This window comes from Sporomusa sp., assembly GCF_035561155.1.
Lineage (GTDB): Bacteria > Bacillota > Negativicutes > Sporomusales > Sporomusaceae > Sporomusa.
The window spans coordinates 42,487-65,495 of record NZ_DATMYD010000151.1 but is presented as its reverse complement, the minus strand read 5'-3'; the positions used below and the strand labels follow the sequence as shown (position 1 = coordinate 65,495).

The following is a 23,009-nucleotide window of genomic DNA, read 5'->3' as shown; positions in this document are numbered from 1 at the left end:
CTTGTCTTCTACCTTATCAGTTTCAATATTCTCTTTATATTCACAGTAAAGATCGCCATCGCCCCCTGTAACTCCATGCCAACAAGACCCGAAGATGACGCTACATCATACCCGTGTCTGTGTTTGAGTTCACTATTCTTTGCTTCAATCTTGTAGCGCTCCTTTGCCTTTCCCTTGAAGTACTCGCTTTCCTGGAACGCCATTTGTTCGGTGTGTTCGCTAGATTTGATACTCACCGAATAAGTTTTGCATTTTGCTCCCTCTTTGTAACACCCTTTTTTGAAAGGGCATCGCTTGCAAAGCTCAATATCGAAATAGTATGTATCAGTTTGGTTTTTCCCAACGCCTGTCTTTCCTTGCCGCGCTTTCCGGTTTGCCATGTGGCCGGCCTTGCACACATACATGCCTGCATCCTTATTGAATTGGAATTCGTCTTCTTTCTTTCGGATCCCTTGTGTAATGAGAGGATTGAGCTTGGCAATGAGTTCTATGTTATTGTCCTTGGTGTACGTTATGTTATCTTTTTCAGAGTAAGCCGTATCCCCAATGACCGTTTTGACTTCCATACCGACTGCCTTGCTTTTTTCAATCAGCTCCTGTAGTTGCTTACCGTCGTTCTTTTCGCCCGTCGTGACGACTGCTGCCGTAATAATCCGTTCCTCGGTCATGGCAAGATGCGTTTTATATCCAAAAAATGAGGAATCTGCACTCTTATGGCCAACTTTTGCATCTTGGTCCTCCGAAATCCGCAACTGATCGAGGTCATCTGTCACCGTTTCTTTGAGCAGATTGAGAGGTTCTTTAATTTTCGGAAGCTCGCAAACGCCTCCTTCCGCTTCAATCACATCGACGAGTTTTTGGCAGTAGGCGATTTCGTCTTCGAGTACACCGCTGGTATTTTTCGTCGGGAACTTCGCTTTCAAAGATTCGTCTACCTTGTAGACGGCTTTTCTTAGTTTTCGGGAACGGTCCTGCAAGATTTCTATGGGGGATTTCTGATTATAACGGGCTTTTGTATGGGTTGCATCAACAATGATTGATTTGCTGTTGATAATACCCTTTTCGATTGCGACTTCAACGGTTTTGTTTATGAGCATGTCGAGCAAATTTAGATCCTTTAACCGCAGCTTCCGGAACTTTGTTAAAGAACTTGGATCAATCACCGGATCTTCCGGTGCCATGTGGAGAAAGTACTTAAACGACATATCGTATTGGGAGCGCTCAACGATGTCAACGTCAGATAGTTCGAAGATCGTTTTGAGCAGCAAATATTTAAACATCCGAATCGGATCAATCGCATTTCTGCCGTTATCTAGACAATAGCTCTCTTTCAATTCCTCATACACAAAGGAGAAATCAATAAGTTCGTTGATTTGCCGCAATATATTATCCTTGGGGATAACCAAGTTATAGAGCTCTATATAGGGACTTAAAACCATAGATTGTTGTTGTTGAATCATTTGACTCACCTGCTCCCTTTAATACCTTTATTATACAGGAAAAAAGGTACAGCCTCCTCAGTTTTCTTGAGGGTCTATACCTTTTTAAGTATTAAAGGGACTTTTTCAGTGGCCTCTTTTCTAACTGGGATTTTTTTTAGCCCGGACTCAGTTATAAAAACGTTACGAACAGGATCAACAAAAGTCAAGTCGGATCCTGTTCGTGACGTTTTACTCATCATAACAACTGAGAATTGAGACACTAAGATTAAAAAGTATAGACAATTTTGATTAACGAGCAACTTGATAAACGTATAAGTGGGTATTTTATATTTTGCATAACGGTGATTTTAGTGCTAAACTAGGAAACATACCGAAAAACGGAATTGAACTGTAATTATTCTTTCAGTAAAGATGAGAAGGTATATATGGATATTAAAGTAAAATTAGCTTATTTCTTTATCGATTTATTAGTTCCGTTGTGTGTGGGGTATTTGTTGCGCATTAAACCTATGTTTGGTGAAAGTTTTTTTGTCAGCATGGCCAACTATAACATGTTGCTGCTTTACCCAGCTCTTTCAGTATTGAGTTTTTGGGTTTTGCCGCTTAGTTGGGAACTAATATGGTTACCGTTATTCGGCGTAATACTTTGCATTATTCCCGGATTGGTTGCTTATTTGATCTCAACAAACAAATATAGCAGTATGATTGACACTGGCAGCTATGTTTTGTCAGCTATGTTATCCAATATTGGCACATTAGGCGGATTGTGCGTCTATATTTTGTATGGTGAAACTGGCTTCGCTTATACGCAATTAGTTGTTTTACTGCAAGTGGCGGTAATTTTTTTAGTCTGTTATCCTTTAGCACAGTATTATCACAGCCGCTCGCAAGCTGCAAGTATGGATAAAGTATCTTTTTCGAAACTATTTTTAAGTCGGAATCAATTGCCTGTAATTGGTTTGACGATTGGATTTGCACTATATTATCTCAACATACCACGACCGGTCATACTAGGTAAGCTGTTTGATCCTCTAGTTCATATTGCTGCCTGGACTGCACTTATTCCAGTAGGCCATTCCATTGATTTTTCAGCAATCAGGAAGTACTATTTGAGTACTTTCGACTTAGTTCCAATAAAATTTATTGTTACCCCGCTGGTGACCTACATCATCGCCAAGCTGGTATTTGATGATCCTAAAATAATAAATACGGTATTAATCTTAGCCAGCATGCCAACGGCCATAAGCGCGGTTATTGTTGTAAAGATCCATGATCTGAACATTCATATTGCCAATGCCTCTTTTATCCTGACTACGGCGTTGTTTCTACTGGTTGTATATCCGATCATTTTTTTCGGCTTACAATGAGATAGATTTATATATTAGAGTTATGGTAAAAGTACCGTAAAAGGCTCTTGGAACAGTAGGTGGTATCCACCGTCTGTTCCAAGAGCCTTTTTGTTTAGAGGTTGGTGGCGAGATTGTTACTTGGTGCCTCCTAATGATAAAAGATAGGGTTGGATGCTAATAGGACAAGATTCCTAATGGTAATGTCAAAAAATTCAGAAGGTAAAAACAAGGTTTTAAAGGAATTGATTATTCAAAATAAGAACACCAATCTATTGACTGGGTTTGTGTGTGGCTTCATTGAAGATAGAGAATTAACAAAAGGAGGCAACAATTACAATGAGGAGTCATATTACCACAAGGGGTTTAGAACGGGCAACACACCGTGCGCTGTATTATTCTATGGGCCATCTGCCGGAGGATTTGGATAAACCACTGGTGGCTATTGTCAATACCCAGAATGAGACCATGCCCGGGCATTTGCATTTGGACAGCATAGCCAAAGCGGTTAGAGAGGGTATTATTTCTGCAGGCGGTACACCCATCGAGTTTCCGACAATTGGCCTTTGTGACGGTATTGCCCAAGGAAACTATGGTATGCACTATCCCCTGGCAAGCAGGGAGTTAATTTGTGATTCAGTAGAGTGCATGGTAAACGGTCATCAATATGACGCAATGGTGCTTATCACTAACTGTGATAAAATTACTCCAGGCCTGTTGATGGCAGCTGTTCGCCTTAACATTCCGGCAATCATGATTAGCGGCGGGCCAATGGCTACCGGTTGTGTCGATGGCCAGGAAATAGGCTATACAGACTTGATGGCTGCTCAGGGCGATGTTGCCAGAGGTATTATCACTCGAGAGGAGTTATCAAAAAGAGAAAGAGATGCGTTGCCTGGCTGTGGCGCATGTAACTTGCTGGGAACAGCCAATACAATGAATTTCCTAACAGAGGCGTTAGGGATGTGCTTACCAGGCTCCACCTGTTTGGCTGGCACTGGCAGAAGGCTAGCCTTAGCTAAACAAACTGGTATGAAGATTATGGAGCTTTATAATAAGTCGATTTTACCGCGGCAGATAGTGACCAAAGAAGCAATTGAAAATACCATTACCGTGGATTTGGCCATCGGGGGCTCAACCAATACCATTTTACATCTAACAGCGTTGGCGAAAACGGCAGATATTGATTTTGATATCAATAGTTTTGCTGAACTTGCCAAAAAAGTCCCTCACCTTGTAAAAATAAAGCCTGCTAATAATGGTCATTATCCTGCTGATGTTCATAATGCCGGCGGCATAACGGCGCTGATGGGGCAATTATGTCGAGACGGCTTTTTGCACAAAGATGTTTTAACCGTGACTGGCAAAACAGTTGCTGAGAATGTAAGTGATGCAAAAGTAATTAACAGCAATGTAATCAGGCCAATAGATAATCCCTACTCGGCTCAAGGCGGACTGCAACTGCTGTATGGCAATCTGGCACCTGAAGGCTCGGTGTGCAAGAGTGCGGCTGTTGTACCTGAAATGCACCACCACAAAGGCCCGGCGAGAATCTTTAACCAAGAAGAACCAGCTGTAGCTGCTATTTATGGAGGACAAATCAAACCTGGCGATGTAGTAGTGGTACGATATGAAGGACCGAAAGGCGGCCCGGGCATGCGGGAAATGCTTACGGCTACTGCGGCTATTGTCGGCATGGGTTTATCCAAAGAAGTAGCCTTGGTAACAGATGGCCGCTTCTCAGGTGCTACTGCGGGCGCTGCTGTTGGTCACGTCTCCCCGGAAGCGGCCGAAGGCGGTCCGATAGCCTTAATTGAAGAAGGCGACATGATTGAAATTAATATCCCCCAAGGCACAATACATTTGCATGTATCGGAAGAGGAACTGGCTCGCCGTAAAGCAGCCTGGCAACCTGCAGCGCAGGACCATGTGATTAAGGGCAGTTATCTTGACCGCTATGCCAAGATGGTATCATCCGCTATGGCTGGAGCGGTGTTTAAATAGGGATTTAAAGATAAAACATCAAAAAACTAGGAGGTAATATAACGATGGCTAAAGTAAAAATTACAATACCTGAGATTCTTGAAACCAAGACTAATGGTAAAAAGTTCAAAATGATCACAGTATATGATTTCCCGATGGCTGGCATCGTAGACCGCTCGGCCGCCGAACTTATCTTAGTCGGCGATTCTCTGGGAATGGTCATTCAGGGTCATGACGGCACAATACCTGTAAACCTCGAAGACATACTATATCATCTCAAACTTGTCCGCCGGGGTGCTCCCAATACCTTTGTTGTCGGCGATATGCCCTTCTTGTCCTACCAGGTTAATAAAGACGAAGCCATTCGTAATGCAGGTACTCTGCTCAAAGCTGGCGCGGACTGTGTTAAGATGGAAGGCGATATTAAGATCGCTAATACTGTCAAAGCAGTAGTCGATGCAGGTATCCCAGTTATGGGGCATATTGGGTTAACTCCGCAAACCGCCGCTATGATGGGAGGCTTTAAAGTTCAGGGAAAAAGCGCCGAAGCGGCCGAGAAGCTGATGGAGGCTGCAATTGCGATTGATAACGCCGGAGTATTTGCCATGGTGTTGGAATGTATGCCTGCCGGATTGTGCAAGCTCATCACTGAACGCGTCAAGTGTGCGACAATCAGCGTTGGCGGCGGTGGAGATTGCAATGGACATAATCTTAACGCCTATGATTTATTAGGTATTTTTGATAAATTTGTCCCTAAGTTTGTTAAGCAATATGCCCAAATGGGACCACAAATGGTTGAAGCTTTTGATACTTGGTGCAAAGAAATAGATGATGGTACCTTCCCTGAAGTAAAGCACTGCTTTACCATGAGCGATGAGGATTTGAAACGGTTATATTAATTTATTTATATAAATGAGGTGCTATGAATGGCTAGAAAAACGATTAATGATTTTGCACAAATGGTGGCCAAAGGGGAAAAAATAGTATACCTTACGGCTTATGATTATTTAACAGCAAAAATGCAGGAAAAAGCCGGCGTGGATATGATCTTGGTTGGCGACTCCCTTGGTATGGTGACTTTAGGATATGATACTACTTTTCCGGTTACCATGGATGATATGGTCCGCCATTGTCAGGCTGTTCGGCGCGGTGCTCCGAATACCTTTATCGTCGGTGATATGCCTTATATGTCTTACCAGACCTCCAATGAGCAAGCCATCGCCAATGCCGGACGGCTTGTTAAAGAAGCAGATGTTGACGCAATTAAGTTGGAAGGCGGCGGCCCGATGATTGCTGAACGGATCAAGGCCATCCAGCAAGCTGGTATACTGGCAATGGGACACATTGGCTTAACTCCGCAGTTCATGGGCCAAATCGGTGGCTATAAAGCGCAAGGCCGCAGTGCGGCTGCTGCTATGAAAATTGTCGATCAGGCCAAGGTAGTCGAAGAAGCGGGTGCCTTTAGCATTCTGGTAGAAGGTGTTCCCACCGCTGTAGGTAAAGCGATCACTGAAAGAGCCGGAATCCCGATCTTAGGGATTGGCGCAGGTTCCTATACCCATGGTCAGCTTCTGATTTATGCTGATATGGTTGGAATGTATGATAACTTTACTCCGAAATTCGTCAAAAAGTATGCTAATGTTGGCGAAGTTCTAACGAACGCCTTTAAGCAATATGTGGATGAAGTCCGTGCTGTTCAATTCCCAATTGACGCGGAGCATACTTACAACATGAAAGAAGAAGATGTGAAAGAGTTTCTTATCGCGTTGGATAAAAAATAAAGATTTAGCAGAAAAGGCTGTGAGGGTTATCCTCCAGCCTTTTTCTTATCATTGAGAGTGCGTGTTCAATAATTTCATGATGCTGGTCAATAAATTCAGCAGGAATTGAAGGACAATTAAAAAAAATAATACTAATGAGATAATTTTTCGCATAGAGGCCGGAATCATTTACGGTGAAAAGAGGTGTAAATGCTGAAATCACGAGCGAATTCTATTGCGATTATTGCCGATGATTTGACTGGCGCGAATGACACCGGCTTACAGTTTGCCCGTAAAGGTCTTCATACTGAAGTTGTTTTGGAAGGAAACGCTCCAATTAGTTTACCTGATAGCGATGTTGTTGTCATAGATACCAACAGCAGGGCTATTCCAGCAGTGGAAGCTTACCGGAAAGTGCACGAGGCTGCAAAGCAAGCCCATACTGCCGGATTTCTTCATTTCTACAAAAAGATTGATTCTACCCTCCGAGGCAACATTGGTATTGAATTAAACGCTATTCTTGACCTGGGAATTCATGAATTTGCCTTCGTTATGCCCGCCTTCCTGCAAAATGGGCGCTCTACGGTAGGTGGACACCACCTTCTGCAGGGAATTCCACTTGCCGCTACCGAGATTGCCAAAGATCCCAAATGTCCAGTTGTTGAAACAATCCTGCCGGTGCTCCTGGCAGAGCAGGCCGGTTCCCCGGTAGGACATATTGGTATTAACGAGCTTTGCCAAGGGGAGGAAGCCATAGTAACAGCAATTCAGCGGTACTTGGCTGAGGGGTGCAGGGTTATAAGTTGCGATGCATGGCTTGATGAACATTTTCCGCTGGCAGTCCAAGCCGTGATGCGCATCTCAAATCGTGTCCTGTGGTCTGGTTCGGCCGGTTTGGCAGAGTGTTTGCCGCAATTGTTGAGGCTGAGCAGTGCGGTTGAGTTTCAAAAACCGACGCTTGTTATCGCCGGCAGTGTCAGTGCAGTAACACGGGGACAAATTAAGCAGCTTGTTGAAAACGGATATAAATTGGTTGAAGTTGAAATTGAACATTTTCCATGGCAAAAAGGGCATTTTATGCCATGTCTGCAGGAAACGCTTGCATATATTGCCCAGGGTGAAAATGTTATCCTCGCATCCGGCTACCATGTGGGTGCGATGGAGCTTACTCAAAATGCCGGGATAAAATATGGGATGTCTGCAGTCCAGATCAGCGAAGCCGTTTCAGAGATTCTTGGCTGGTTAGGTGCGGCCATACTCAATGACCACGAGATTGAAAGCGTGGTTCTCACCGGCGGGGATACCGCAGCCGCTGTCTGCCGGGCGCTCGGTGTGACCGGTATTCGTATCCTTGAAGAGTTGGCGCCAGCTATACCGCTTGGTGAAATGAAAACAGCGCAAGGGAAAACATTGCGTGTTATTACAAAAGCAGGTGCATTCGGAAGCCCAGATATTTTGGTTAAAGCACTGGAACGAGTGCAGAGGAGATGAAACAATGGAACAACAACGTCCGATTCTAGCTATCACGATGGGGGATGCGGCTGGCTGTGGCCCGGAAATAATTGTTAAGGCATTATCAGACGAAAACATGTATCGCATGTGTCGCCCCCTTGTCTTTGGTGATGCTGGGCGTATCCAGCTTGCTGCTGATATTGTCAAAAGTCCAGTTGAGATACAACGTGTTGCTAACCCTCAAAGTGGAAGCTATCAGCATGGAAAGATCGATGTACTTGATTTTGCAAATATTCCCGCTGGTCTTCCTTTCGGAAAAATCGATGCCCGTGCCGGGCATGCGGCCTATGTATATCTGGAAGCGGCGATAAAGCAGGCTATGAACAACGCGGTTGCTGCTGTTGTTACTGCTCCCATTAACAAAGAGGCTCTTCATAAGGGTGGGTATAATTTTCCCGGTCATACCGAGATTTTTGCTCAGCTTAGCGGCACTGAAGACTATGCCATGATGCTTTCTGGTGATGCCTTGAAGGTCATTCATGTCACTACCCATGTCTCCATGCGTGAAGCCGCAGACCTTATTACTCAAGAGCGGGTGCTCAGGATCATCCGTCTTGCTGACCGTACATTGCAGTTACTAGGCGTAGAACGCCCGCGGATTGCTGTTGCGGGCTTTAATGCCCACGCTGGGGAAAATGGATTATTTGGGCGGGAAGACATTGAAGAAATTGCTCCTGCTGTCAAGGCCGCTCAAAGCTTGGGTATTGATGCCAGCGGACCTGTTCCGCCAGATACTGTGTTTTTCCGTGCAGTCTGCCGCAAAGAATTTGATATTGTTGTCGTTATGTATCACGATCAGGGGCATATTCCTATTAAGCTTCTGGGTTTTGAAGATGGTATAAATGTTACAGTTGGTCTTCCGTTTCTCCGTACATCTGTCGATCATGGGACTGCTTTTGATATTGCGGGCAAAGGTGTTGCCGACAGCCGTAGCATGAAAGCCGCAATTGAGTTTGCTGCGCGCGTAGCAGCTGGTGCCCGTAAGTAAGAGATTGCGAAATAATGCAAACAGATTAGAAAGGATGTTAGTTTGGTGCAAGCGACAATAGCTAAACTGCCTTATGGCCAAGAAACGGTAGCAGTAACTATTCCCAAGGATAACCTGGTAGGCGTTTTTTCGCCTAAAGATGTAGCATCTGTAGCTGACATCAGACAAGAGGTCATTAGGGCTCTAAACCACCCGATTGGCACAAAAAACCTGCAGGAATTGGTTAAAGGTGCGAAAAAAGTCATCATCGTGGCTGACGACAATACCCGGCTAACACCAACGCAAGAGATTATCCCGGTGCTTCTTGATGAAATGAATGCGGCCGGAATCGCCGACGAGCAGATAACCATTATTATTGCGTTGGGAACGCATCGCTTTATGACTGAGGAAGAAATAATCGTTAAATTTGGTGAGGCTGTCGTTAAGCGGGTTACCATTAAAAATCATGATTTTAAAAATCCGGAAGCCCTTGTTGACCTCGGGCAGACACAAAACGGGACTAGTGTCTGGGTTAATCGCGAAGCCTATGAGGCTGATTTTAAAATTGGTATAGGCAGTATCGTGCCCCATCATATACCCGGCTTTGCCGGTGGGGCTAAAATTGTTCAGCCTGGCATTTCCGGAGAGCATACTACTGCCGAAACCCATTTGCTTAGTGTTCGGGCACCACGCTCCTATTTAGGACTGGAAGATAATCCGGTTCGCCGGGAGTTAAATATGATAGCAGGCAAGATTGGTCTGCATACTATATTTAATACTGTCCTAAACCGGCACGGACAAGTGGTAGGGGCTTTCTTTGGGGATGTTGAGGAAGCCTTTAGTCAGGGGGTTGTCTTGTCAAGAGAGGTATATGCAGTTGAGATTCCGGAAGAAGCAGATATTGTAATCTCCAGTTCGCACCCTTGCGATATTGAATTTTGGCAGGCCCATAAGACACTATACCCATCCGACCTGGCTGTAAAGGCCGGTGGGACCATTATTATTGCAACACCCTGCTATGAAGGTGTTGCCGTGACCCACGCCAATATGTTGGATATTACAGGCCACTCGGCTGCTTGTCTAAAACAGATGGTAACAGACAGACAAGTACCTGATGAAGTCGCTGCTGCGCTAGCCATTGCCTGGGCCCAAGTGAAAGAACGCGAGGATGTATACATTGTTTCTGACGGCATTGTGTCTGGAGACGCCAAGAGGCTTGGTTTTACTCCCTATGCCACTGTGCAGAATGCACTGGATGCGGCCTTGGCCAAACATGGAAAAAATGCAAGGGTAACAGTACTTACTCATGCTCCGGATATGTTGCCGATTATTAAATCAGTGACCTAGTTAAATGTAAAAATTTTGGGAGAGGTGCTATGATGAGAGAATTTAATTTAAAGTATGGTAGAGAGGAACTCACTTTTTCTATCCCTAAAGAGCAATTGTTGCATGAGATTATTGGCAAAGAATATCCGCCTGTTACCGATATCCCCCAAGCTGTTCGGACTGCGCTAACAAATGCGATTGATTCGCCCCCCCTGAGTGAAATCGTAAAACCAGGCGAAAAAGTGGTTATTGCTGTCAGTGATGTCACCCGTGCCTGGCAGCAAATGCCGCTGGTGCTGCCCGAGATTATTGCCACTCTCAACAAGGCGGGGGTTCCTGATGACAACATTACCATCATTATTGCTGTAGGCGGCCATCGTCAAAATACCGAGCAAGAATTTGTTCAGTTGTGTGGTCAAGAAATCTGTCAGCGCATTAAAGTAGTAAATCATGATGCCTGGGATTCTGACAATATGGTTTACTTGGGTAAAACCAGCCGGGGCACCGAGGTTGCTATCAATAAAATGGCGGCTGAAGCCGACCGGCTCATCCTGACCGGTGGCATTGTCTATCATTATATGGCAGGCTACGGCGGCGGCCGCAAGAGTATCGTTCCAGGGATTAGCTCCATCAATACCATCCGGCAGAATCACCTGTGGGGGCTTGGGTCTGAGGAAGGCTCTGGCTCTAATCCTAACGCTGCCTCCAGAAAGACGAAAGGCAACGAATTGCATGAAGATATGATGGAGGTTGCAGGCTTTGTTCAGCCGGACTTTATCATCAATATGGTGCCTACTCCTGACGGTCAGTTTGGCGGAATTTTCGCAGGTAACTGGGTTTCTGCCTGGATGGAGGGCTGTAAACTGGTCGATCAACTATATGGTGTTGAGATTGATAATTTAGCCGATATTGTAATTGCCACAGCCGGAGGCTTTCCCAAAGACATTAATCTCTACCAAACAGGTAAAACTATGGATAATGCCTACTATGCCGTTAAAAAAGGCGGTGCAGTGATCATTTTGAGTGAGTGCTCGGATATTTATGAGCCTCAGGAGTTTTCCCGCTGGTTCCAGTTTGACGACAAACTGGCTATGGAAAAAGCGCTGCGTAAAGCATTTGGAATACCTGGCTGGGTGGCATTAAAAGAAGTAGAATGCAGTGATTACGCCACTTATATCCTTGTCACCCGTGCAGAGAACGCCGAGTTTCTTGCTAAAACCAGCATGATTCCGGCAACCACTATGGAAGAGGCACTCAGAATTGCCAAAGAAAAATGCGGTACAGACAAACCGACATATACCGTGATGCCACAAGGGGCCAATACCCTGCCAATTTTACGGTAAGAAGGCTTATTTAGCAATGTCTCAGTGAACGAAGTAGAGTTAAATAAGAATTAAACATAGGTTTAAAGGGCTGCGAGGGAAAACCTCACAGCCTTTTGGGCTTAATTTAGACAGGACTGCCTTAAGGAATTAAGGTGGCAATTGATAAATAAAAGTATTATGTAGTCATGCAGAATATTTAAAGGATTTTTACTATATAACGGATAAGTATGTAGGAAATAAAACTTATTAGGAAGTAAGGTACGAGGATTTACAATGCCTACAGATATTATTGAAAAAATAAGAAAAACATTTCAATTAGATATTATTGGGGATCAATACTTTGACTGGGGCGAACAGCACTGGCTGCAATTAGACCCAGACAACCCGGAACTTCAACCGATAGTATCAATAGCGACTGTATACCCTGGAGAAGAACACCAGCCACATGTTCATTCAGGTTATATTGAGATTATTATTGGGCTTGAGGGTCAGACGACACATTGGTGTAATAGTCGGGAAATGAGGCTGGACAAAGGTAAGATCGGGTATATCAGTGATGGGGGCAGGCATCGCCATGTTAATACCTCTACGAAACCGGCTTCTTTTATAAGCATAGTATATTCAACGATTCCTAAGTCTCTGAAAGAATTGTCAACTGGTGGCGATATCGAACTTATCGAAATGGCAAAGGTGATTAACCTTGACGCAATTGCCGAAAAGTTTGCTCAAACAGTGAATATGACAGTTACGCTCATCGACGTTTCAGGCAATTTCTTAACAGAAAAGAAAAATCTACCTGAATTATGCTCGCTTTGTCTGCAGGAGAATTATGGAAACTGTGTTTTATGCACTTCATCCCAGAGTTGGCCTTATTCGGAGAAAAAAATATTTCGTTGTAAATTTGGGGTATCGGCAATCCAAAGCCCAATTGTTGTAAATGATAGGATATTAGGTTATCTTGGCTGCGGTTATGGGAGAATGTCCACAGTCATTCCTCAAGAGGAGTTAACGGTTTCAGCTGAGCTTACTGCAGCAAAGGCGCAGGAGGCATACTTGAACCTCAGCTTTATGACCCGCAACCAACTGACTTCCGTAGCAGAAACCCTGTCATTGGTTAGCGCTTCGCTTGTGCAATTAATGATTAATTCGATGAAAGAAAAACAGTTGAGTAGTTACCGGGTCAGTTTATCAGAAGAGCTGGAAATGCAGGCTCGGCTACACAATTCCCTAAGTCAGGCGCGGCTCAAATTTTTAGAATCACAAGTAAATCCCCATTTTTTATTTAATACACTCAATACCATTGCCCAACAGGCCGAAATGGATGGCGCCGCCACCCTGGCATCATTGACTCATTCACTCTCTAATTTGCTGCGCTTAAGCCTGGGTAAAGCAGAGTCGTTAGTTACTTTAGAAGAAGAATTAAGCTATATCAAGGATTATTTGTTTATTCAAAAGACCAGATTTCCTAATAAATTTGATGTTACTATTGAAATGGACCCAGATATCTTGAACATCAGGATTCCCTTTATGACTGTAATGGTTCTAATAGAAAACTCAATATTGCATGGGTTTAAGAACGTTCGCCAGCAAGGTCGACTGTTTGTTTACGGGTATAAACAGGGGAGAGCAGGGGTTATTGAGGTACACGATAATGGCTGCGGCATACCAGATCCCATTGCGGCGGCAGTTCGGGAATTACCTCATGCTGATTATGATCCACCTAGTCTGACGGGTATTGGGATCAAAAATATTTTCTTGCGATTAAAACACTATTATGGAGAAACGTTTGATTTAACGATTACCCGGCTGGAGGAAGGCGGAACTTTGGCCCGGATTACCTTGCCGCTTTAGATTTGTTTTCGACTCTAATTAGTGGGGGGGAACAAAATGTATAAGATGATTATTGCTGACGATGAGCCTGCAGTACGCCAATATCTCCGCTATATTGTCAAGCAGTATAGTCTGCCTTTTCAAATTTGCGGGGAGGCAGAGGATGGTGAGCAGGCTGTTCACCTGGCAGATCTATATAAGCCGGAGTTTGTCATTCTGGATATTAACATGCCGCTTATGAATGGTCTTGATGCTGCTAGGATTATCAGGGAAAAGTATCGCGATACAGTGATTTATATTCTAACTGCCTACAGTCACTTTGAGTATGCTCATCAGGCGGTGCAAACTCAGGTAGCCGGTTATCTGCTAAAGCCGATAAAGCCGGCTGAACTTGCAGAAACACTAAAAAAGGGTATCGCCAACGCGCTGAGTCAGCGAATATCGACCCAACGCATCCAGCGTATGGAACGGCAAATAGCAAAAGACAGACCTGTTGTCACTAAACAGAAATTATTTGAGTTATTAAAAAGCGATAGTGATAATCCCAATGCTTTAAAATTACTACAGTGCATATCCAAAAAGGAAACCTTTTGTCCGGCAGCAATCATTTCTGCTTCTTACTGGCCAACTTCAAATATACCGCCGAGAGATGGGCTTGATGGACGCCTTAAGCAGGAATGCTCTGTCCGCTTTGGGGAGCATGCAATTTTAACCTCATTTAGCCAAGAACTAGTGATGATTTTTGATCATTGGGATTATGATTTGCGTTGTGAGCTGCAAGCTCAATTAGAAGAGTGGGAGCAAATATATAACATTACATTTTGTGCCGGCATAAGTCTGGTTGATAGTCCATCCCAAATTGGCAGGGACTATCGAAATGCAAAAAAGAAGCGGGAAGTAGGTTTGTTTTGGCAGCAGCAAGGACTTTTGGTCATTGACAGTACAATGGATGAACGTAAAGAAATAGATTGTGAAGCCATTCAACAACAAATACGGGATTGTTTGATGGAACGTCAAGCAGACAAGGCTAAGGTAATTTTGCGGCAGTTTTTAGGTGAAGCAATGCACAATGTATGCCAGCCGGAATATATTTATGCTGCCATTATAAAAATAGCAAATAATCTTGTTGCCAAGTATGCGGAATATATTATTTCTGCAGATGATGCCAACCTGACACGTCAGAGTTTTATCAGTAAACTAAATAAAACATCTTCTGCAGGTGAGTTAGAGCAGTGTTTGTATGACTTAATTGATAAGTTAGAAAGCAATGTCTGCTCCTCTGAGCAAAACCAGGCCGAACAGTCGGTGAAATGGGCGATTGAGTATATAAATAATAATTATCATAAGGACCTTACACTGGAGCAATTTGCTGAAAAACTATTCATGAGTACCGGTTATTTCTGCCGTAGTTTCAAAAAGTACGCGGGCGAAGGGTATGCCGCCTATTTGACCAATATTAGATTGAAAAAAGCTAAGGAAAGATTAATGAGCGGTAAGTATACGGTTGCAGAGGTTGCTCGTATGGTTGGTTTTCGCGATGCAAGCTATTTTAGCAGTGTTTTTAAGAAACACTACAATCAATCACCGAGTAATCTTGCTGCGTCTGCAACAAGACAAAGTTCCTGACGCAACGTGAAGTTCGGTGAAAACTAATGGGGGCACGAGATGTTTAAAGGAATACTTTCTCCAGTTATTACGATTCTTGATAAGAATGGAAAACTAGACTTTAATGGAAACAAAATACTCATTAACCGGTTAATTGATAATGGTATTAACGGGCTGCTTTTTCTTGGCAGTATTGGCGAGTTTTTTGCTCTCTCAAAGGAAGAAAAGCAAGAATTCATTAGATTTGTGGTAAGAGTAGTGAATAAAAGGGTTCCTGTACTTATCGGTACAGGGGGGACAGTGCTAGATGAGGTGATTGAACTTACCCGGTTTGCGGTGCAAGAAGGCGCCGATGCAGTAGTTGTTATCTCACCTTACTATTTCAAACTTGATTCAGAAACCATTTACCGTTATTATGCGAGTTTGGCACAGAGCACATCTTTACCTATTATGCTTTACAATTTCCCTGACCGGACTGCTGTTGACTTAGCGCCAGAGCTTGTTCTCCGTTTAGCCAAGGAGTTTAAGCATATTGTGGCTATCAAAGATACTGTTGATAACATCAGCCATACCAGGAAGCTTATCCAGGTAGTGAAGGCTGAGCGGCCAGATTTCTGTGTTCTTTCAGGCTTTGATGAATATCTGATACCCAATTTAATGGCAGGTGGCGATGGAATTCTTGGTGGCTTAACCAATGTTATTCCGCATGTCTTTGTAGACCTTATGAAAGCCTACACTGAGAAGGACCTGGAGAAGGTTGCGGCAGCGCAAGGCCAAATCTCTATTCTGATGAATCTATACGAGGTTTCGCAGCCGTTTGTAGCCGCAATCAAAGGTGCAGTTGCTCAGATGGGGGTTCCTATTACTCCTGGGGTCAAGGCGCCGGCCGCTGCTTTGACAAGCCAGCAGATGCAGGTAATTCAAAAACTATTAATAAAGGCAAATGTTCTAGAAACCTTATAGAAGGAATGAAGCTGCCAATAAAAGAGTGTATTTTTTAAAAGATTTAAAATATTGGCAGGATTATCTCCGGCCAGAATAGAATAATTCAAAAAATAGAAACAGTGTTTGATAATATAGAACAAAGGAATGGTGCTATGACTGGACAATCTGGCGGTGACAGCGAGAGATATATTCAATCAGTATTCCGATCACTTAAGATATTGGAATATGTCGCAGAACATCGGAACCTTGCTGGCCTGACTGAAATAAGCAAAGGGATTGGGATACATAAAAGTACTGCCCATGGACTGATTGCCACCCTGGAAAAGTGTGGTTATATGCATCAGGACCCTAAAACCGGGAAATATTCCCTTGGTATTAAGGTTTTTGAGATGGGGCAGGCCTATATAGCCAATCTTGATTTACGCGAGATTGCGTTACCCTATCTTAAAGAACTGTCACTTACGTATCAGGAAACAGCGCATCTTGCGATACTTTCGGCAGAAGATGTTGTATACATCGATAAAGTGGATGGCTCACGCTCTATTGGGATACGGTCTCAAGTAGGCGGTCGCAATCCTGCCTATTGTACTGGTGTCGGTAAGGCGCTGTTATCAGGACTGGATGAATTCCAAATAAAAAAACTGTATCATGGTAAAGTCTTACGAAAATACACCCGGAATACAGTGGCAGACCAGGCAGAGCTGCTTGGCCAAATAAGTCAGGTGCGTGAGCAGGGGTATGCACTTGACATCGAGGAGTTTGAACTGGATCTGCGCTGCATCGCAGCGCCGGTAAAGGATAGTACGGGAGCAGTAATAGCTGCTATCAGCCTTTCAGGACCATCAAATCGACTGCTGGATACCAAAATGGCTGATATCGCAATAAATGTAGTAGAGACAGCAAGGAAGATATCTATTCGGCTAGGTTATAAACAGTAATCTAGCTGCTGTTTCAATGATTAAAAATTTTATCCATAAACACGAACAGTGTTTGATAATGTAGGACAAAAAATAAATGATGAACGAGGAAGGATGATGAAAGTTGGAGCAAAAAAAACTGCGTGCAGCAATTATTGGCCCAGGTAACATTGGTATTGACTTGATGATGAAATTGAGGAAAAGTAAGGCACTGGAATTAGTGCTAATGGCTGGGATTATTCCGGATTCGCAGGGATTAAAAATGGCTGCTGAGTCTGGTATTGCCACGACGATAGAGGGGATTGACGGGGTACTTAAATTTGGCAGCCTGGATATTGTTTTTGACGCAACCGGCGCCACCCCCCATCTTAAACATGCTCCGCTGCTTAAACAAGCAGGTATTTTTACGGTGGATATGACACCGGCTGCCGTTGGACCCTATATTGTTCCGGCGGTAAATATGGATGCACACCTGCTAACAGAGTCTAATGTAAATATGGTTACTTGTGGCGGTCAGGCGACAGTGCCGATTGTTAATGCGATAAATCAGGTTACCCCAGTAGAGTACGCAGAAATCGTGGCCACAATCAGCAGCCGCAGCGCGGGTCCTGGTACTCGGCAAAATATTGACGAATTCACTCAAACTACCCGAAATGCTTTAATCAAGGTAGGGGGAGCACAGGCAAGCAAAGCTCTAATCATTTTGAATCCTGCCGATCCGCCTATTTTAATGCGTAACACCATCTATACCAAATGTGACTCAGCGCAGATTGCCGGGATCATAAAGTCGGTAGAAAATATGGTAGGCAGAATACAACAGTATGTTCCAGGATACCGGCTTAAAGTTGCTCCCTATGCGGATGGGGAGCGGGTTGTGACGATGATTGAAGTCGAAGGCGCCGGCGATTATCTGCCGAGGTATTCTGGCAACTTAGATATCATCACAGCTGCTGCCGTGGCCGTGGGAGAACGTTATGCAGGATTAAAACATGAGGGGGTAATTTAATGAAGCCAATCCGTATTTTAGATAGTACTTTACGGGATGGAATGCATGCCGTAAGTCATCAATTAACTCCTGAGCAAATGGCGATAGTAGCCGCTAAACTGGATGAAGCAGGTGTAGACAGTATTGAGGTAGGACATGGGGACGGCCTGGGAGGCTCATCCTTTCAATATGGTTTTTCCAAGGCTCCGGAGGCTCACTATTATAAAGCTGTTGCGCAGGTGTTGACAAAGACCAAGCTCGCTGTGTTATTAATTCCGGGGATTGGAACGGTCGAAGATCTGGAGCTGGCCATGGAGTATGGTGTAAAAACTGTGAGGGTTGCCACCCATGTAACAGAAGCTGATACCGGAGAACAGCATATCAAGTTTGCTAAAGCGCATGGTTTGGAGGCAATCGGTTTCTTAATGATGTCCCACATGGCGCCGCCTGAAAAAGTACTGGAACAGGCAAAATTATTTGAAAGCTACGGAGCCGATGTTGTCTATGTTACAGACTCCGCCGGTGCTATGCTTCCTGCCGATGTTACGGCCAGGATAAGCCTTGTCAGCCAGGAGCTATCGACACCGATCGGATTCCATGCCCATAACAATCTTGGCTTAGCTATCGGCAATACTCTGGCAGCGATTGAGGCTGGCGCCACTGTAGTTGACGGTACCGTTTGCGGATTAGGAGCCGGGGCCGGCAACGCCCAGCTTGAAGTACTGACAGCAGTATTAGACAAAGCCGGTTATAAAACAGGCATTGATTTGTATAAAGTGATGGATCTGAGTAAAGATGTGGTGGAAGGGCTCATGCACCGTCCACAAACTGTTAATACCGACGCGCTGGCTATTGGTTATGCTGGAGCATACGGCAGCTTTCTGCTGCACAGCCGTCGCGCTGCCGAGAAGTTTGGCGTTGATTCAAGGGATATATTGCTGGAGTTAGGGCGGCGGAAAACAGTAGGCGGGCAAGAGGACTTAATCATCGATGTAGCCATTGAGCTGGCTAAGCAAAAAAGTTTCTCTTTATCCGATGACTAACCCGCTCTAAGACTCCCAGCTTCTACAAGTGGGAGTTATACCCAAAGGGCACAGGCGAGCGGCTAAGTCCCTGGATAAGGGCGCCTAGCCTTCAGATGGGGTTAAAACCCCACCTGAAGCTAAGTCTACTTTATAAAAGAACGGGGAGGGGCAGATATTATGGAATATCGGAGCAGCAATATTTTAGGCAAGCCCGAATGGAGCTTTAATCGGAGTGTATTTAAATCAGTAGGATTTTCTGATGATGATCTTAATCGACCGGTAATTGGTATTGCAAACTCATGGAATGAATTGGTGCCAGGTCATGCCAATCTGCGGCAGGTTGCCGAACACGTACGTAAGGGGATATATAGAGCCGGCGGCACTGTTGCAGAATTTGGTGTCATTGGAGCGTGTGACGGCACTGCCCAAGGGCACGCCGGAATGCATTACATTTTGCCTTCACGGGATCTAATCGCAAACGATATTGAAGTAATGGTTGAGGCCCACCGGTTAGATGGGATTGTACTGCTTGGCTCGTGTGACAAGATTGTTCCGGGGATGCTGATGGCTGCTGCAAGGCTTAAAATTCCGGCTATTTTCCTGCCAGGCGGGCCGATGCTGGGTGGAGTCAAATTTGACGGGCGCAAAGCTGACTTAACGACAATGTCGGAAGCACTGGGCATGCTCAAAAGCGAAAAAATTGATGAAACGGCTTACGGGCAGTTGGAAGAACTTTGTGGTCCAACCTGCGGATCATGTGCTTTTTACGGGACTGCCAATACTATGTGCTGTATGGCAGAAGCCCTGGGGATGTCCCTGCCGGGAGCGGCGCTCGTACCTGCGGTCTATGCTGACAGGCTGAGGCTTGGGGAAGATACCGGCAAGGCTATCGTCGCTTTGGTTAACAACCAAACAAGTGCCGACAAAATTATAACCTATCAGTCACTGGAGAACGCTATTCGTGTATTAATGGCTACAGGTGGTTCGACCAACGCTGTTTTACACCTCTCGGCTGTTGCCGCGGAGCTGGACATTACGGCCGAAACCATGATGGATGCTTATGATAATCTTAGTCAATCTACCCCCCAGATTGCCAAAGTAAATCCAGCGTCACAGTATGATATGGAAGATTTTCACCGGGCGGGAGGAATTCCCAAGGTGATGCAAGAAATAGATTCTCTGCTCAATAAAGCGTGCATTACTGTGACTGGTAAGACGGTGGAACAGAACCTTCAGGACTATAAGTTTAAATATCCCCATGATCACAACGTCATAAGTACACTGGATAATCCGTTCAGCAAACAAAAGGGGTTAGCTATCTTAAGGGGCAATCTTGCCCCTGATACGGCAGTAACCAAGCCGGCGGCAATTGCTCCTGAGATGCACGTATTTACAGGGTGTGCCAGGGTGTTTGATTGTGAAGAAACAGCTGAAGAGGCAATACTAAATGGCAGTATTAAAGAAGGCGATGTTGTTGTTATTCGCTATGAAGGTCCTAAAGGCGGCCCCGGTATGCGTGAAATGTATAAAGCAATGAAATATCTTTACGGTATGGGTTTGGCGAAAAAAACAGCCTTGATTACCGACGGACGTTTTTCAGGCACTAACAATGGCTGCTTTGTTGGACATATCTCGCCAGAGGCGGCTGAGGGCGGGCCATTGGCCGCTGTTCAAGATGGTGACAGGATTACTATTGACATTCCTCAGGGATTACTGCAACTGCATCTTTCCGATCAGGAAATTAGCGCAAGGCTTGAGAAATGGCAGAGACCAGAACCCAAGTTTACACGCGGCTATTTAGGCATCTACTCCAAGCTGGCAAGCTCTGCCGCTAAAGGCGCTGTAGTGAAGGTATAATAGGGCTCAGTCTGTTTTCAGCATAAGTAAAAATGAGGGGTGCTAACCTTGCAGCAAGATAAAATCGCACTGATTGCTCCCAATAAAGACTTTACTTTACAGGCTTTGGATTTATTCAGCGAATGGGGTGAAAAAATTCATGTGGCGATGGCCTCTAAAGACGACGTTATCGGCATCGCCCAGCAGCTTGGTGAACGAGGGGCGGACGCTCTTATTTGTTATGCACCCTTTGATGAGATTATAAAAACAACGGTCAGTATCCCAACAGTTTCTCTCCGGCCCAGCATTCTAGATATTTTGCGGAGCATGCAGTGGGTAAAGGCCTGGCTGGCAGAAAAAAAGAACGACTTGGCCGGCGATAAGCTGGTAGTAGGGGTAACCGGTGATTCCATCATTACCGATGCAGCTATTGTTGCGGAGGCTTTGGGGATAAGGACTAAGGTTTTGTCTCAAATCCATGGTGAGGATATGTCTGAGATAGTGGCAGTGGTTAAAGAAGTTCCAGACATAGCGGACAATGATGGTGTTCTACCAGAGTTTATCGCTAACAACATTCCATGTTTTCCGGTTACAATCGGACGGGAATCCTTGCTCAAGTCTGTGAGATATGCTCGTGAGCTGGTCTTGGCAGGCCGTGGGAACCGCGTAAAATTGGAGCAGTTTAAAGCCATCATGGAGTTTACGGGAGAAGGCATTGTAGCCGTTGACGGTCAAAGAAGGGTCACTTACATCAATCATACGGCAGAAAAGCTATTAAAAAAGGGTAAAGAGCAGGTAGTGGGTTATCTTGCTGCTACCGTTTTTCCTGATGTCAATCTTGATGATACTCTGCGGTATGGTCAGATAAGAAATACGTTATTCACTGATGGGGCAGAACAAGCTTTTGCTTGCCGGATTGTTCCGATGATCATTGGCGGACAAACAATTGGTGCTGTTTTAACAATAGCAGAATCGCCTTTTACTTATAAGGAAAAGGATAAACCAGGTAAAGATCATGGTGAACGGGGCTATAAGGCTGTTTATCATTTTGATGACTTTATTACGATAAATCCACATATGCAAGAAACCTTGGAGGCAGCGAAAAGTTATGCTAGTGTGGATTCAACAATTCTGATTAACGGCGATACGGGGACTGGCAAGGAAATTATCGCTCAAAGCATCCATAATTATAGTCAGCGTTGCCAGGGTCCTTTCGTAGCGGTTAATTGCGCTGCCTTGCCGGAAAGTCTGTTGGAAAGCGAGCTTTTTGGCTACGAATACGGAGCATTTACCGGCGCGCGTAAGAATGGCAAAAAGGGTTTTTTTGAACAGGCTGACCAAGGCACTATTTTTCTCGACGAAATTGGTGATATATCATTAGGAATGCAGGCCAGATTATTAAGGGTCATTCAGCAGCGCGAAATTATGCGGATCGGCGGGGATAAAGTGATACCTGTTGATGTAGGCATAGTAGCGGCAACTCACAGAAACTTGCCTGAACTAATAGAAAAAGGATTGTTTCGTAGAGACCTTTATCACCGGTTAAGTATTTTGCAGCTAAAATTGTTACCCCTGTCTGCCAGGCAAGAAGATATCCCCTGCTTAGTTGAAAATATCAGTAAAAAACTCTCTGAAAAGTTGTTTAAACAGCCGCTGCACTTTAGTGCAGCAGCCATGAGTGTGCTGGCGAGTTATCAATGGCCTGGCAATGTGAGAGAGTTAGAGGGTGTCATCGAACGGCTGCGTATTCTCAAAAAAGACAATGTTGTGACTGCAGACGAAGTAAGGAAGGTTTTGGATGTTGGCTGTGACTCACGGAACAACGGCATTATTCATGTGCCTAAAGGGACCATGGAAGAAATAGAAAAGGCCATAATAATACAAGTTTTGCGGGAAACAGGTAACCAGGATCAAACAGCGAAGGTTTTAGGAATTAGTACAACGACTATTTGGAGAAAATTAAAAACATTTCAAAATGAAAAAATAGATTGCAATTTGCAATAATTGCGATAAACCTAATTAAGTTCTAAGAATAGGCCAGGCAAAATAGTTTTACTATTTTGCCTGGCTTTCATTTTGCAATCTTGCTAGTTGTATGTATAATTTAAAATAGTAATGCTATTTAGACAATAAGCTTACGTTTACTGGGGTTGTGAGACCAAAGAATTTGTCGTAAAAAGTTGGCATGAAAAATGCAATATATAA

At 44.4% G+C, this 23,009-nt stretch carries 17 protein-coding genes; 16 read left to right on the top strand and 1 reads right to left on the bottom strand.

Annotated features, from left to right (window positions below):
* Positions 1 to 8 precede the first annotated feature (8 nt).
* Positions 9 to 1,460 carry an IS1182 family transposase gene (locus tag VN447_RS20260; RefSeq protein WP_325527706.1) on the bottom strand — a complete coding sequence of 484 codons (1,452 nt, stop codon included), beginning with the start codon at positions 1,458 to 1,460 and terminating at the stop codon, positions 9 to 11.
* Between the two features lie 407 nt (positions 1,461 to 1,867).
* On the opposite strand from VN447_RS20260, the gene VN447_RS20255 reads away from it, so the two are divergent.
* The 16 genes from VN447_RS20255 to VN447_RS20180 all read left to right on the top strand — a co-directional run bounded on the left by VN447_RS20255 (position 1,868) and on the right by VN447_RS20180 (position 22,808).
* Complete coding sequence (locus VN447_RS20255) at positions 1,868 to 2,809, top strand: AEC family transporter (protein ID WP_325527704.1); 942 nt, start codon at positions 1,868 to 1,870, stop codon at positions 2,807 to 2,809.
* A gap of 318 nt (positions 2,810 to 3,127) precedes the next feature.
* Positions 3,128 to 4,792, top strand: a complete 1,665-nt coding sequence (gene ilvD / locus VN447_RS20250; RefSeq protein WP_325527702.1) for a dihydroxy-acid dehydratase — start codon at positions 3,128 to 3,130, stop codon at positions 4,790 to 4,792.
* A 44-nt stretch (positions 4,793 to 4,836) separates the two neighbouring features.
* Complete coding sequence (gene panB, locus VN447_RS20245) at positions 4,837 to 5,670, top strand: 3-methyl-2-oxobutanoate hydroxymethyltransferase (protein ID WP_325527700.1); 834 nt, start codon at positions 4,837 to 4,839, stop codon at positions 5,668 to 5,670.
* A gap of 27 nt (positions 5,671 to 5,697) precedes the next feature.
* The gene (gene panB, locus VN447_RS20240) at positions 5,698 to 6,552 is read left to right on the top strand and encodes a 3-methyl-2-oxobutanoate hydroxymethyltransferase (RefSeq protein WP_325527698.1); all 855 of its coding nucleotides are present in this window, start codon (positions 5,698 to 5,700) and stop codon (positions 6,550 to 6,552) included.
* Between the two features lie 189 nt (positions 6,553 to 6,741).
* Positions 6,742 to 8,022, top strand: coding sequence for a four-carbon acid sugar kinase family protein (locus VN447_RS20235; protein ID WP_325527696.1), 1,281 nt, complete (start codon positions 6,742 to 6,744; stop codon positions 8,020 to 8,022).
* 4 nt (positions 8,023 to 8,026) lie between these two features.
* Positions 8,027 to 9,031 (top strand): 4-hydroxythreonine-4-phosphate dehydrogenase PdxA, encoded by a 1,005-nt coding sequence (gene pdxA / locus VN447_RS20230; protein WP_325527694.1) that lies wholly within the window; start codon positions 8,027 to 8,029, stop codon positions 9,029 to 9,031.
* A gap of 45 nt (positions 9,032 to 9,076) precedes the next feature.
* Positions 9,077 to 10,357: a nickel-dependent lactate racemase gene (gene larA / locus VN447_RS20225; RefSeq protein ID WP_325527692.1), complete on the top strand. Its 1,281-nt coding sequence runs from the start codon at positions 9,077 to 9,079 to the stop codon at positions 10,355 to 10,357.
* 29 nt (positions 10,358 to 10,386) lie between these two features.
* Positions 10,387 to 11,679: a nickel-dependent lactate racemase gene (gene larA, locus VN447_RS20220; protein ID WP_325527690.1), complete on the top strand. Its 1,293-nt coding sequence runs from the start codon at positions 10,387 to 10,389 to the stop codon at positions 11,677 to 11,679.
* 255 nt (positions 11,680 to 11,934) lie between these two features.
* Positions 11,935 to 13,512 (top strand): histidine kinase, encoded by a 1,578-nt coding sequence (locus VN447_RS20215; protein ID WP_325527688.1) that lies wholly within the window; start codon positions 11,935 to 11,937, stop codon positions 13,510 to 13,512.
* Between the two features lie 36 nt (positions 13,513 to 13,548).
* Positions 13,549 to 15,117 carry a response regulator transcription factor gene (locus VN447_RS20210; protein ID WP_325527686.1) on the top strand — a complete coding sequence of 523 codons (1,569 nt, stop codon included), beginning with the start codon at positions 13,549 to 13,551 and terminating at the stop codon, positions 15,115 to 15,117.
* Positions 15,118 to 15,156: 39 nt separating this feature from the next.
* Positions 15,157 to 16,059, top strand: a complete 903-nt coding sequence (gene dapA / locus VN447_RS20205; protein ID WP_325527684.1) for a 4-hydroxy-tetrahydrodipicolinate synthase — start codon at positions 15,157 to 15,159, stop codon at positions 16,057 to 16,059.
* A gap of 134 nt (positions 16,060 to 16,193) precedes the next feature.
* A complete protein-coding gene (locus VN447_RS20200; RefSeq protein WP_325527682.1) occupies positions 16,194 to 16,979 on the top strand; it encodes an IclR family transcriptional regulator in 786 nt (261 codons plus the stop codon).
* A gap of 103 nt (positions 16,980 to 17,082) precedes the next feature.
* Entirely contained in the window at positions 17,083 to 17,964 is an 882-nt protein-coding gene (locus VN447_RS20195) for an acetaldehyde dehydrogenase (acetylating) (RefSeq protein ID WP_325527680.1), read from the top strand.
* Positions 17,964 to 18,986 carry a 4-hydroxy-2-oxovalerate aldolase gene (dmpG, locus tag VN447_RS20190; RefSeq protein ID WP_325527678.1) on the top strand — a complete coding sequence of 341 codons (1,023 nt, stop codon included), beginning with the start codon at positions 17,964 to 17,966 and terminating at the stop codon, positions 18,984 to 18,986. Before VN447_RS20195 ends, dmpG begins: the two co-directional genes overlap by 1 nt.
* A 159-nt stretch (positions 18,987 to 19,145) precedes the next feature.
* On the top strand, positions 19,146 to 20,825 hold the full coding sequence (ilvD, locus tag VN447_RS20185; RefSeq protein WP_325527676.1) for a dihydroxy-acid dehydratase: 1,680 nt from the start codon (positions 19,146 to 19,148) through the stop codon (positions 20,823 to 20,825).
* A gap of 48 nt (positions 20,826 to 20,873) precedes the next feature.
* Positions 20,874 to 22,808 carry a sigma 54-interacting transcriptional regulator gene (locus tag VN447_RS20180; RefSeq protein ID WP_325527674.1) on the top strand — a complete coding sequence of 645 codons (1,935 nt, stop codon included), beginning with the start codon at positions 20,874 to 20,876 and terminating at the stop codon, positions 22,806 to 22,808.
* Positions 22,809 to 23,009 lie beyond the last annotated feature (201 nt).